This is a genomic window from Pseudomonas sp. LBUM1668, assembly GCF_059695715.1.
In genome coordinates this window covers 1,933,341-1,945,529 of record NZ_CP166787.1, presented here as the reverse complement: position 1 = coordinate 1,945,529, position 12,189 = coordinate 1,933,341, and the positions used below count along the sequence as shown (strand labels likewise).

The window sequence follows — 12,189 nt, the reverse complement described above, 5'->3', positions numbered from 1 at the left end:
ATGCCGCCCGCATTTGCTGGCCATTTGTACGGCTTGTCATAAAAAGCTGAAAGGCACACGAAGGGACCTGCGCAAGTTTTGCCAGGCACCTGAACCGAAAACGGAACGCTGCGCACCAGGATTTATGAGACTCAAGCCTTTTCCCACATTCTTCGCCCTGTTTTGCCTGCCCGGCCTTGCCGCCGCGGGGGAAAAAACCGTGTATGGCCTCAACGAATACGCTTCGCTTGACGGCATCAATCTGGAAGTCGCGGCCAAACTCGATACCGGCGCTAAAACCGCCTCGCTGAGTGCCCGCGACATCAAACGCTTCAAGCGCAATGGTGAATCCTGGGTACGTTTCTACCTGGCGATCGACGCCGCGCATTCGCACCCGATCGAACGTCCGCTGGCCCGCGTCAGCAAGATCAAGCGCCGCGCCGGCGACTACGACCCGGAAGAAGGCAAAAAGTACACCGCGCGCCCGGTGATCGAACTGGATATCTGCATGGGTTCGGCAATGCGCAGCATCGAAGTGAACCTGACCGACCGAAGTGCGTTCCAATACCCGCTTTTGATCGGTTCCGAAGCGCTGAAACGCTTCGACGCGCTGGTCGACCCCAGTCTTAAATACGCTGCAGGCAAACCCGCTTGCACCATCGCCGCTCATACCGCCGAGTAATTTCCATGCGTTCTCTAACCTTCCACCTGAAAATCCTGATCACCATTCTGGTGCTCCTGGGCGTTTCGGTTACGGCCTATCAGATTTTCGTACTCGGCATCCCGGTGACCGAAGACGCCACCGACGACTTGTGGAACATCGACGCCAAAGTCGAGTTCGTCGCCAGCACCAAAGACCCGGTGAAGATCCAGATGTTCGTGCCGCCGCTGAGCCGCGATTACGTCAGCCTCAACGAGAGCTTCATCTCCAATAACTACGGCGTGTCGGTGAACCGCGTCGACGGCAACCGCAAAGTGACCTGGTCGGCGCGACGCGCCAAGGGCAATCAGACCCTTTATTACCGTCTGGTACTGACCAAGCGTTACACCGCAGAAAAAACCAAGACCAAAGGCCCGACCTTCCGCGACAGCATGGTCATCGAAGGCCCGGAAAAAATCGCCGCCGAATCGCTGCTCGCACCGATTCGCCAGCACTCGGCCGACGTTGAAACCTTCATCGGCGAAGCGATCAAGCGCGTCAACAACGTCAACGACGACAACGTCAAACTGCTGCTGGCTGGCGATCCATCGACGCCGCACAAAGCCAAGATCGTCGAGCTGCTGCTGTCCATCGCCCACGTCCCGGTGGAAAAAGTCCACACCATCCGCCTCGTCGCCGATCAGCCGCAAACGCCTGAACTGTGGCTGCGCAGCTTCAACGGCACGGACTGGCTGTACTTCAATCCGGAAACCGGCGAACAGGGCCTGCCGACCGACCGTCTGCTGTGGTGGACCGGCGATGAAAACCTGATCACCGTCGACGGCGGCAAGAAAGCCAACGTGACCTTCAGCCTGAACAACAGCGAGATGAACGCGATTCGTCTGGCAAAGCTGACTGACGAAAACACTGACGCCAACTTCCTCGAATACTCGCTGTACGGCCTGCCGCTGCAAACCCAGCAGACCTTCATGATCATGGTGATGATCCCGATCGGCGTGCTGGTGATCCTGATCCTGCGCAACCTGATCGGCTTGCAGACACTCGGCACGTTTACCCCGGTGCTGATCGCCCTCGCCTTCCGTGAAACGCAGCTCGGGTTTGGCATCCTGCTGTTTACCGTGATTACCGCGCTGGGCTTGTCGTTACGCTCGTATCTGGAACACCTGAAGCTGCAAATGCTGCCGCGCCTGTCGGTGGTGCTGACGTTTGTCGTGGTGTTGATCGCGGCAATCAGTCTGTTCAGCCACAAACTGGGTCTGGAACGCGGCTTGTCCGTAGCACTGTTCCCGATGGTGATTCTGACCATGACCATCGAACGCCTGTCGATCACCTGGGAAGAACGCGGTGCCAGCCATGCGATGAAAGTTGCGATCGGCACCTTGTTCGCAGCGTCTCTGGCGCACCTGATCATGACCGTGCCAGAGCTGGTCTACTTCGTGTTCACCTTCCCGGCGATCCTGCTGATTCTGGTGGGCTTCATGCTGGCGATGGGTCGTTATCGCGGTTACCGCCTGACCGAACTGGTGCGTTTCAAGGCGTTCCTGAAGAAGGCTGACAGCTGATGTTCGGTTTCTGGAAGACCTGGAAGGCCCTGGAAGCCCGGGGCATCATGGGCATCAATCGGCGTAACGCCGACTACGTGCTCAAGTACAACAAGCGCAGTCTGTACCCGATCGTCGATGACAAGATCATCACCAAGGAGCGCGCCATCGAGGCCGGCATTCACGTGCCGGAGTTGTATGGCGTGATCTCCACCGAGAAGGAAATCGACAAACTCGGCGAGATCATCGGCGGGCGCAGCGACTTCGTGATCAAGCCGGCACAAGGCGCTGGCGGCGACGGCATCATCGTCATCGCCGACCGTTTCGAGGGCCGCTATCGCACGGTCTCGGGCAAGATCCTCGCCCACGAAGAGCTCGAGCATCACATCTCGAGCATCCTCACCGGCCTGTACTCGCTGGGCGGCCACCGTGATCGCGCGCTGATCGAATACCGCGTGACCCCGGACCAGATCTTCAAGAGCATCAGTTATGAAGGCGTGCCGGACATCCGCATCATTGTGTTGATGGGGTATCCGGTAATGGCGATGTTGCGCCTGCCGACCCGTCAATCCGGCGGCAAGGCCAACCTGCACCAAGGCGCCATCGGCGTCGGCGTGGATCTGGCGACAGGCCTGACCCTGCGCGGTACCTGGCTGAACAACATCATCACCAAACACCCGGACACCACCAACGCAGTAGACGGCGTGCAACTGCCCTATTGGGACGGTTTCATGAAGCTCGCTGCCGGTTGTTATGAGCTGTGTGGCTTGGGTTACATCGGCGTGGACATGGTGCTGGATCAGGAAAAGGGCCCGCTGATTCTCGAGCTGAATGCGCGGCCGGGGCTGAATATCCAGATCGCCAATGATTGCGGCCTGACGTTGCGTACCCATGCGGTGGAAGCGCGACTGGAAGAATTGAAGGCGCGCGGGGTGACTGAGTCGGTTGAAGAGCGGGTGGCGTTTACTCAGGAAATGTTTGGGCATATTCCTGCGGTAGAGGGCTGAGCCGAAACCGAGTCGCGGCCATCGCGAGCAGGCTCACTCCTACAGGGGAACGCATTCCAATGTAGGAGTGAGCCTGCTCGCGATAGCGGACTCCCTGCCACCGCACGAGTCAATCTTGCCGCCAATCTACCATTCCCCGACATCCCTCTAGGAGCAAGCTCCCCAGAGGACTACAATCCCCACCCCGCTTCAACGGCCGATCTGCCCCGCCCATGTTGACCTGCTCCGTACACCCGCTCCCCTACCGCGCCAATCCCGCCGACTACTTTGCGGCAATCCGCAACGCCCCCGGCGCTGTGCTGCTCGACAGCGGTCGGCCGAGTGCCGAGCGTGGCCGGTATGACTTGCTCAGCGCCTGGCCGCTGGAACAACTGGCCGTCATGCCGGACGAAAGCGGCAGCCTTTTCCTGCAACGTCTGCGCGATAACCTGAGCCGTTTGGGTGAGGCGCAATTGCCCGCTACGCATGAACTGCCGTTCGCCGGGGGGCTGATCGGTTACCTGAGCTACGACTTCGGTCGACATCTGGAACACCTGCCAAGTCAGGCGCGAGATGATCTGCAATTGCCCGACGCACGATTTGGCCTATATGCCTGGGCGCTGATCAGCGATCACCAGACCGCTACCAGCCAACTGGTTTTCCACCCGTCCATCGTCGACAGCGAAAAGCAGCGCCTGATTGCGTTGTTCACTCAACTGCCCGCTGACTCGCTGGCCCCGTTCAAACTGAACAATCCGATGAGCGCCGACCTCTCGGCAGACGATTACCGCCAGGCCTTCGAACGCATCCAGCAGTACATTCAGGCCGGTGACTGCTATCAGGTCAACTTCGCCCAACGATTCCGCGCTACCTGCCAGGGCGATCCATGGCTGGCCTATTGCGCCCTGCGCGAAGCCTGCCCGACGCCGTTTTCCGGGTTCCAGAGCTTGCCGGACGGTGGTGCGGTGTTAAGCCTGTCGCCGGAACGCTTCGTCAAAGTCAGCCAGGGTCAGGTGGAAACCCGTCCGATCAAAGGCACCCGCCCACGCGGTCTGACGCCGGCCGAAGACGCCGCCAATGCCGCCGAACTGCTGGCAAGTCCCAAGGACCGCGCGGAAAACCTGATGATCGTCGATCTGCTGCGCAACGATCTGGGGCGCACCTGCCGCATCGGTTCGGTGCGGGTGCCGGAGCTGTTCAGTCTGGAGAGTTATCCCAACGTCCATCATCTGGTCAGCAGCGTGACCGGTGAACTGGCGCAGGATCGCGACGCGTTAGACCTGATCGCCGGCAGCTTCCCCGGCGGCTCGATCACCGGCGCGCCGAAGATTCGTGCGATGCAGATCATCGACGAACTGGAGCCAACCCGCCGCGGCTTGTATTGCGGGTCGTTGCTGTATCTGGATGTGCGCGGCGAGATGGACAGCTCCATCGCGATTCGCAGTCTGTTGGTCAAGGATGGGCAGGTGTGCTGCTGGGGCGGCGGCGGGATTGTTGCCGATTCGCACTGGCAGGCGGAGTATCAGGAGTCGATTACCAAAGTGAAAATCCTCCTCGAAACCCTGCAGAACCTCTGAACACCACAACCCCCCTGTAGGAGCTGCCGCAGGCTGCGATCTTTTGATCTTAAAAAGCCAAGATCGCAGCCTGCGGCAGCTCCTACAGGGATTGGGTTTACAGGGACAGTTCGCGATTCGAGGCCTTGAGGAATTCCTGTTTCAGTTCAGCAAACGTGTGCACCGCCGGAAACTGCGGGAACTCGCGGATCACATTGTCCGGCGCATGGAACAGAATCCCCGCATCCGCCTCGCCCAGCATCGTCGTGTCGTTGTACGAATCACCCGCCGCAATCACCCGGTAATACAGGCTCTTGAAGGCCAGCACCGACTGACGCTTGGGATCCTTCTGACGCAACTGATAGCTGGTCACCCGCCCTGTTTCATCGGTAATCAGACGATGGCAAAGCAACGTCGGAAAGCCCAACTGGCGCATCAGAGGCTGGGAAAACTCGTAGAAAGTGTCTGACAGAATCACCACCTGGAAGCGCTCGCGCAGCCAGTTGACGAACTCCACCGCGCCGTCCAGCGGCTTCAGCGTGGCGATCACTTCCTGGATGTCCGAGAGCTTCAGGCCGTGTTCATCGAGGATGCGCAGGCGCTGCTTCATCAACACGTCGTAATCGGGAATGTCCCGGGTGGTGGCCTTGAGGGATTCGATTCCGGTTTTTTCGGCGAAAGCGATCCAGATTTCCGGCACCAACACCCCTTCAAGATCCAGGCAAGCAATTTCCACAAGACACTCCCGTTTGTATTGATTATTGAGTCGAGCGAGGCCGAACTCTAGCGGCTCCACCACGGCCGTGCAACGCACAGCACGCGCCAACTCGCGCAGCTTTTTTGTTACCATCGCCGCCATATAGAGCGCCCAGCGCCACCGACCTGTAGGAAGCCGCCCTGATGAGCCCAACGTTCGATGTCGTGGAACTCGCCACGACCTATGCCAACAAATCCGCTCAGGACATCCTGAAACTCGCGTTCGCCGAGTTTGGCGATGAGTTGTGGATATCTTTCAGCGGCGCCGAGGATGTGGTGCTGGTGGACATGGCCTGGAAGCTGAACAAGAACGTCAAAGTGTTCAGCCTCGACACCGGCCGCCTGCACCCGGAAACCTATCGCTTCATCGAGCAAGTGCGCGAGCACTACAAGATCGACATCGAAATCGTCTCGCCGGACTACACGAAACTGGAACCGTTCGTGAAGGAAAAAGGCCTGTTCAGTTTCTACAAGGACGGCCATGGCGAATGCTGCGGCATCCGCAAGATCGAGCCGCTGCGGCGCAAACTCTCCGACGTCAAAGCCTGGGCCACCGGCCAGCGCCGCGACCAGAGCCCGGGCACGCGCAGTGCCGTGGCCGTGATGGAAATCGACAGCGCATTCTCGACACCGGAACGTACCCTGTACAAATTCAACCCACTGGCACAGATGACCAGCGAAGAGATCTGGGGCTACATCCGCATGCTTGAGCTGCCGTACAACAGCCTGCATGAACGCGGTTTTATCAGCATCGGTTGCGAGCCTTGCACCCGCCCTGTCCTGCCGAACCAGCACGAGCGCGAAGGCCGCTGGTGGTGGGAAGAAGCGACCCAGAAGGAATGCGGGTTGCATGCGGGGAATATCATCAGCAAGGCGTAAATTCCTGCCACGCTGATTTTCCCTTGTAGGAGTGAGCCTGCTCGCGATAGCGGTGTATCAGCCAAAAAATTCATCGACTGGTACACCGCTATCGCGAGCAGGCTCACTCCTACAGGGATTTGTAGCGACTCTAAAAACGTGTACACACAAATGTCACCATCGGTGCCATTTATGTGTGCACTTTTTTGTTTCTGCGCCCTGAAAAGTTACACGCGCTCTACGACTCCCTTCTCTCTGGCGTCCGCCAAAATTCCTCGCAAAAAATAAATACCTGTTCAATCGGTCAATTTTTAACCAATTATTTTCAACGACTTAAGGATCTTCGATAACTTTTCGAAATGAGACGCGCATTTCATATGTGGGTAACTGGCACAAATCTGGCTTTGGTGCATACATGTTTTGTATACAAAACTGCAAAACATAAACACACTTTCGATCCGCAAGCCTGAAGCGCCCTATCCCGTACAGGCTGCAGATGCCCCTAACCTGTGATGGTTTCACTGCCGCGACGAAGATTTGTCGAGCCTGACGGCTTATGCACAGTCATCGCGGCCTTGAACATCAGGAGCCTGCCGGAATGCGTACAAGTCTCTCCAATAACATCGCGCTGAATCTGCCCGCCTCTGCACTCGATCACCCCTCCCCCCACGACGGACTGGTCGACCCCCTGCAACTGAGCCCCCGCTTGCACAACAGCGACCTGGCACCGACCAAGGCCGAGGGGCGACGCTGGGGCAAATACAGCATCTTCGCGTTGTGGACCAACGATGTGCACAACATCGCCAACTACTCGTTCGCCATTGGCCTGTATGCCTTGGGCTTGGGTGGCTGGCAGATTCTGCTGTCGCTGGGGATCGGCGCGGCGCTGGTGTATTTCTTCATGAACCTGTCCGGGTACATGGGGCAGAAAACCGGCGTGCCGTTTCCGGTCATCAGCCGGATCAGTTTCGGCATCCACGGGGCGCAAATTCCTGCGTTGATCCGTGCTGTTATCGCCATCGCCTGGTTCGGCATTCAGACGTATCTGGCATCGGTGGTATTTCGCGTCTTGCTCACGGCGGTTCATCCCGGATTCGCCGAGTACGACCACAATTCGATCCTCGGGCTGTCGACGTTGGGTTGGGTGTGTTTCGTGGTGATCTGGCTCGTGCAACTGGCGATCCTCGCCTACGGCATGGAAATGGTCCGCCGCTATGAAGCGTTTGCCGGGCCGGTGATTCTGGTGACCGTCGCGGCCCTCGCCGCCTGGATGTACACGCAGGCCAACGCGACCATCGCCTGGTCGACTCGCGACCCGCTGACCGGTGGTGAGATGTGGCGCAACATCTTTGCCGGCGGCGCGTTGTGGCTGGCGATCTATGGCACGCTGATTCTCAATTTCTGCGACTTCGCTCGTTCCTCGCCGTGCCGGAAGACCATCAAGGTAGGAAATTTCTGGGGTTTGCCGGTGAACATTCTGGTGTTCGCCGCGATTACCGTCCTGCTGTGCGGCGCGCAGTTTCAGATCAACGGCCGGATCATCGAGAGCCCGACCGAAATCATCGCCTCGATTCCCAATACCTTCTTTCTGGTCCTCGGTTGCCTGGCCTTCCTGATCGTCACCGTGGCGGTGAACATCATGGCCAACTTCGTCGCCCCGGCATTTGTGCTCAGTAACCTGGCGCCGAAGTACCTGACCTTCCGCCGCGCCGGGCTGATCAGCGCGGCCATCGCCGTGTTGATCCTGCCGTGGAATCTCTACAACAGTCCGTTGGTGATCGTGTATTTCCTCTCCGGTCTCGGCGCCCTGCTCGGGCCGTTGTACGGCGTGATCATGGTCGACTACTGGCTGATCCGCAAAGGCCGGATCAATGTCCCGCAGCTCTATAGCGAAGATCCCAACGGCGCTTATTACTACAGCCACGGCGTCAATTTCCGTGCAGTGGCGGCGTTTATTCCTGCCGCGCTGATCGCCATCGTCCTGGCGCTGGTACCGGGTTTCCAGAGTGTTTCGCCGTTCTCCTGGCTGATTGGTGCCGGGATCGCCGGATTGCTCTATCTGATCATCGCCAAACGCCAGCCTGACTACGCCGACGTCAGCGGCGAATGCATCGCTGTCGACAACGTCTGCCATTAACTCCTCGCGGCCCGCACTTCGGGCCGCAAACTGCCCGCTATAAGGACTCTCCATGCGCATTCTCGTGGTCAACGTCAACACCACCGAATCCATCACCGATGCCATTGCCCGCTCGGCGCAGGCTGTCGCGTCACCCGGTACGGAAATCGTCGGCCTGACGCCCTACTTCGGCGCCGACTCGATTGAAGGCAATTTCGAAAGCTATCTGGCGGCCATCGCCGTGATGGACCGGGTGATGGCCTACGACCAACCGTTCGACGCGGTGATTCAGGCCGGTTACGGCGAACACGGTCGCGAAGGTTTGCAGGAATTGCTCAACGTGCCGGTGGTGGACATCACCGATGCGGCGGCCAGCACCGCGATGTTTCTCGGCCATGCCTATTCGGTGGTGACCACGCTGGATCGCACCGTGCCGTTGATCGAGGATCGACTGAAACTGTCCGGGCTGTGGGATCGCTGCGCGTCAGTGCGGGCTAGTGGCTTGGCCGTTCTGGAGCTGGAACACGAACCGCAACGCGCGCTGGAAGCAATCGTCCATCAGGCTGAGTTGGCGGTGACGCAGGACAAGGCCGAGGTGATCTGCCTGGGTTGCGGCGGGATGGCCGGGCTTGATGAACAGATTCGCCGGCGCACGGGCGTGCCGGTGGTGGATGGCGTGACGGCGGCGGTGATGGTTGCGGAATCGCTGGTGCGTTTGCGGTTGTCGACGTCGAAAGTGCGGACTTATGCGACGCCGCGGCCGAAGACGATTATTGGCTGGCCGGGGCGGTTTGCACGGTAATCCGCGTTATCGTTCATCGCGGGCAAGCCACGCTCCCACAGGTTCTGCGTTGCTCACACACTTTGCGTACGACGCGAAACCTGTGGGAGCGTGGCTTGCCCGCGATGGCCGCAACTCGGTCCCAAGCCTTGCTCAAACAGCACTAAACCGCTGCACCAACCCCTGCTCCAAAAACTGCTCAATCACAAAATCGACAAACGCCCGAGTCTTGCCCGGCAACAATTTGTGCTCGGCGTAGTAGATCGAGATGTTGCCGTCATCGACAAACCAATCCGGCAACACACGCTGCAATGTGCCCGCCTCCAGATAACCCACCGCAAACGGCATGCTCACCAGTGCAATCCCCAGGCCTTGCGCAGCTGTGGCGCAGGCAGCCTCCGAATCGCTCATGGTCATTCGTGCCTTGAGTGTCAGCGGGCTGTGCTGTCGAGTGCGGTGCGTCAGATGCCAGGAACGCACACGTCCGGTTTGCGGGGAGCGGATCAAAATCCCGTCGTGTTGCTTGAGATCGTCCGGCTCGGTGATCGGAGCATTTGCTTTCAGGTAATCGCTAGAGGCCACCAAGACTCGATGCGCGGGCGTCAGTCGCCGCGCGACCACGCCTTGGGGCAGCTCGAAACCGCCACCAATGGCAGCATCGAAACCCTGAGCAATCAGATCAACCTGACGGTTATCGAAATGCCAGTCCGGGTTGATCGCCGGGAATCGCCGCAGAAACTCACCCAGCAATGGCACGATATAGAGACGGCCAAACACCGTGCCCATGCTGACTTTCAAAGTGCCTGCTGGTTGCCCTCCGGCGCTGGCGAGATTGGACACCGCGTTCTGGATCGTGGTCAGGCTGGCGCTGACCTCGCTCAAAAACAGCTGCCCCGCTTCTGTCAGCGTAAGGCTGCGAGTGCTGCGCTGAAACAACCGCACACCGAGCCGTGCCTCGAGTTTCGCCACACTTTTGCCGACCGCCGCCGGGGTCAGGCTCAATCGCCGTGCGGCTTCGGCAAAGCTGCCGACTTCGGCACTGCGGACAAAGCATTCGATACTGCTGAAGGTTTCCATAGGGACCACTATAAACTTCTGGTTTACACAGACTATAGCAAGCAGTGTCTACACGGCTGTCGGTCAGAGGTCGATACTCGGCTCCAACAACAAGGCAGTCCCGCCTTGAACAGTCTGGAGATCGAACATGACCACTCAACACCTCAGCGGCAAAGTCGCTCTGATTCAAGGCGGTTCCCGTGGCATCGGCGCCGCTATCGTCAAACGTCTGGCCGCTGAAGGCGCTGCAGTAGCCTTCACCTACGTGAGCTCCACCGCCAAAGCCGAAGAGTTGCAGAACAGCATCACCGCCAACGGTGGCAAAGCCCTCGCGATCAAGGCCGACAGTGCCGATGCCGCCGCCATCCGCCATGCGGTCAGCAGCACCGTCGAAGCCTTTGGACGTCTGGACATTCTGGTCAACAATGCCGGTGTGCTGGCCATCGCACCACTGGAAGACTTCAAGCTGGAAGACTTCGACCAAACCCTCGCGATCAACGTACGCAGCGTATTCATCGCCTCGCAGGAGGCGGCCAAGCACATGGGCGAAGGCTCACGCATCATCAACATCGGCAGCACTAACGCCGACCGCATGCCCTTCGGCGGCGGCGGTGTTTACGCAATGAGCAAATCGGCACTGGTGGGTCTGACCAAAGGCCTTGCCCGCGATCTCGGTCCACGCGGCATCACCATCAACAACGTGCAGCCCGGCCCGGTCGACACCGACATGAACCCGGCGCACGGTGACTTCGCCGAAAGCCTGATCCCGCTCATGGCTGTAGGTCGTTACGGCACCGCCGATGAAATCGCCAGCTTCGTCGCCTACCTGGTGGGCCCGGAAGCCGGTTACATCACCGGTGCCAGCCTGACCATCGACGGTGGCTTCGGCGCCTGATATTTCTCAATCGACTGTACGAAAAACGCCGCCCTTCCTTTAACGGAGGGGCGGCGTTTTTTGGTTGATCGTGTTACCGCTCGATCAAGCCCATTCCAGCGCCGGCAAACCGCAGGCACTTGGCGTAAACGCCTTCAACGTACGAAGAATCCCGTCGGCGTGGGCGTATTTTTCATCGGCCATGGCGGCGTCGGGAATGGCGATGGCCGTCATGCCCGCCGCTTTCGCTGCGGTAACCCCAAACGGCGAATCCTCGAACACCAGACAATCTTCAGGAGCGACCCCGAGACGACGGGCCGCGGTGAGGAAAATATCCGGCGCGGGTTTGGCTGCGCCGACTTCCGGATCGTCCGCCGTGACAATGAAATCAAACAGCGCAAACCACTCGCGGTGCAACGTGGTTTTCTGACCGAACGACTGTCGTGACGAACTGGTGCCCACGGCGATTGGAATGTTGTGGGCTTTGAGGTGACGAACCAGTTCTTCGGCTCCCGGCATCGCCTGGGCCTTGGGAAAACGCTCGCGCATCAACGGCTCACGGATCACCAGAAACTCTTCGGCTGTGATCGGCAGATCCAGCGCTTGCACCACGTAGTTCGCCAGATCGTTGGCACCGCGGCCAATGATGTTCTGCTTGACGCTCCAGTCGAAGGTGCGCCCGTAACGCTCGGCAATCATCGAGGTGACCTCGGTGTAAATGCCTTCGGTGTCCAGCAGCAAACCGTCCATATCGAAAATCACGGCCTTGATCGGGCCGAACGCCTTCAGCGGTGCATTCATCATCGGATCCGTTATCAAAGACATCCCAGGCGGCGGGTAGCGCCGCTGCTCGGATCTGATTAATGGGTTCAGCAGCATAACGAGCACGGCCGACATTGAGCAACGGGCAATATCTTCTCAAGCGATGAACTGATCGCAGGCAAATAGCGAAACGCCCTACAGATATTGCCTACCTTCCCGACTTCTTTCCTTTTTGATCCCCCGCAAAGTCCGCGCACCTTTAT

Annotated in this window: 11 protein-coding genes; 8 read left to right on the top strand and 3 right to left on the bottom strand. The window is 59.1% G+C overall.

Annotated features, from left to right (window positions below; genetic code table 11):
• The first annotated feature begins 124 nt into the window (after window positions 1–124).
• From rloA to pabB, 4 genes are all read left to right on the top strand, one after another.
• Window positions 125–661 carry a retropepsin-like aspartic peptidase RloA gene (rloA, locus tag ACA061_RS08730; RefSeq protein WP_016983749.1) on the top strand — a complete coding sequence of 179 codons (537 nt, stop codon included), beginning with the start codon at window positions 125–127 and terminating at the stop codon, window positions 659–661.
• A 5-nt stretch (window positions 662–666) separates the two neighbouring features.
• Entirely contained in the window at window positions 667–2,202 is a 1,536-nt protein-coding gene (rloB, locus tag ACA061_RS08725) for an osmotic stress tolerance membrane protein RloB (protein WP_150601331.1), read from the top strand.
• Window positions 2,202–3,188 (top strand): alpha-L-glutamate ligase-like protein, encoded by a 987-nt coding sequence (locus ACA061_RS08720; RefSeq protein ID WP_150601330.1) that lies wholly within the window; start codon window positions 2,202–2,204, stop codon window positions 3,186–3,188. Before rloB ends, ACA061_RS08720 begins: the two co-directional genes overlap by 1 nt.
• A gap of 212 nt (window positions 3,189–3,400) precedes the next feature.
• Window positions 3,401–4,744: an aminodeoxychorismate synthase component I gene (gene pabB / locus ACA061_RS08715; protein WP_497301177.1), complete on the top strand. Its 1,344-nt coding sequence runs from the start codon at window positions 3,401–3,403 to the stop codon at window positions 4,742–4,744.
• Window positions 4,745–4,841: 97 nt separating this feature from the next.
• Here pabB and thrH read toward each other — a convergent pair whose 3' ends face one another.
• Complete coding sequence (gene thrH, locus ACA061_RS08710; protein WP_150601328.1) at window positions 4,842–5,459, bottom strand: bifunctional phosphoserine phosphatase/homoserine phosphotransferase ThrH; 618 nt, start codon at window positions 5,457–5,459, stop codon at window positions 4,842–4,844.
• A gap of 164 nt (window positions 5,460–5,623) precedes the next feature.
• On the opposite strand from thrH, the gene ACA061_RS08705 reads away from it, so the two are divergent.
• From ACA061_RS08705 to ACA061_RS08695, 3 genes are all read left to right on the top strand, one after another.
• On the top strand, window positions 5,624–6,358 hold the full coding sequence (locus ACA061_RS08705; protein WP_150616752.1) for a phosphoadenylyl-sulfate reductase: 735 nt from the start codon (window positions 5,624–5,626) through the stop codon (window positions 6,356–6,358).
• Window positions 6,359–6,935: 577 nt separating this feature from the next.
• Window positions 6,936–8,474, top strand: coding sequence for an NCS1 family nucleobase:cation symporter-1 (locus tag ACA061_RS08700; RefSeq protein WP_497301176.1), 1,539 nt, complete (start codon window positions 6,936–6,938; stop codon window positions 8,472–8,474).
• A gap of 52 nt (window positions 8,475–8,526) precedes the next feature.
• The gene (locus tag ACA061_RS08695; protein ID WP_150601325.1) at window positions 8,527–9,255 is read left to right on the top strand and encodes an aspartate/glutamate racemase family protein; all 729 of its coding nucleotides are present in this window, start codon (window positions 8,527–8,529) and stop codon (window positions 9,253–9,255) included.
• A 132-nt stretch (window positions 9,256–9,387) separates the two neighbouring features.
• Here the strand turns inward: ACA061_RS08695 and ACA061_RS08690 are convergent, their stop codons facing one another.
• A complete protein-coding gene (locus ACA061_RS08690; protein ID WP_210701525.1) occupies window positions 9,388–10,311 on the bottom strand; it encodes a LysR family transcriptional regulator in 924 nt (307 codons plus the stop codon).
• Between the two features lie 127 nt (window positions 10,312–10,438).
• Between ACA061_RS08690 and ACA061_RS08685 the strand changes: the two genes are divergently transcribed.
• Window positions 10,439–11,185, top strand: coding sequence for a 3-oxoacyl-ACP reductase family protein (locus ACA061_RS08685; RefSeq protein WP_150616755.1), 747 nt, complete (start codon window positions 10,439–10,441; stop codon window positions 11,183–11,185).
• 84 nt (window positions 11,186–11,269) lie between these two features.
• Here ACA061_RS08685 and ACA061_RS08680 read toward each other — a convergent pair whose 3' ends face one another.
• Window positions 11,270–11,965 (bottom strand): HAD-IA family hydrolase, encoded by a 696-nt coding sequence (locus tag ACA061_RS08680; protein WP_150616756.1) that lies wholly within the window; start codon window positions 11,963–11,965, stop codon window positions 11,270–11,272.
• Window positions 11,966–12,189: the final 224 nt, after the last annotated feature.

Excerpts from the sequence above, each read along its gene's own strand:
- ACA061_RS08720 (WP_150601330.1), top strand. The coding sequence starts at position 2,202 with ATGTTCGGTTTCTGGAAGACCTGGAAGGCCCTGGAAGCCCGGGGCATC.
- ACA061_RS08700 (WP_497301176.1), top strand. The coding sequence starts at position 6,936 with ATGCGTACAAGTCTCTCCAATAACATCGCGCTGAATCTGCCCGCCTCT.
- ACA061_RS08680 (WP_150616756.1), bottom strand. The coding sequence starts at position 11,965 with ATGAATGCACCGCTGAAGGCGTTCGGCCCGATCAAGGCCGTGATTTTC.
- ACA061_RS08705 (WP_150616752.1), top strand. The coding sequence starts at position 5,624 with ATGAGCCCAACGTTCGATGTCGTGGAACTCGCCACGACCTATGCCAAC.
- ACA061_RS08690 (WP_210701525.1), bottom strand. The coding sequence starts at position 10,311 with ATGGAAACCTTCAGCAGTATCGAATGCTTTGTCCGCAGTGCCGAAGTC.
- rloA (WP_016983749.1), top strand. The coding sequence starts at position 125 with ATGAGACTCAAGCCTTTTCCCACATTCTTCGCCCTGTTTTGCCTGCCC.
- pabB (WP_497301177.1), top strand. The coding sequence starts at position 3,401 with ATGTTGACCTGCTCCGTACACCCGCTCCCCTACCGCGCCAATCCCGCC.
- rloB (WP_150601331.1), top strand. The coding sequence starts at position 667 with ATGCGTTCTCTAACCTTCCACCTGAAAATCCTGATCACCATTCTGGTG.
- ACA061_RS08685 (WP_150616755.1), top strand. The coding sequence starts at position 10,439 with ATGACCACTCAACACCTCAGCGGCAAAGTCGCTCTGATTCAAGGCGGT.
- ACA061_RS08695 (WP_150601325.1), top strand. The coding sequence starts at position 8,527 with ATGCGCATTCTCGTGGTCAACGTCAACACCACCGAATCCATCACCGAT.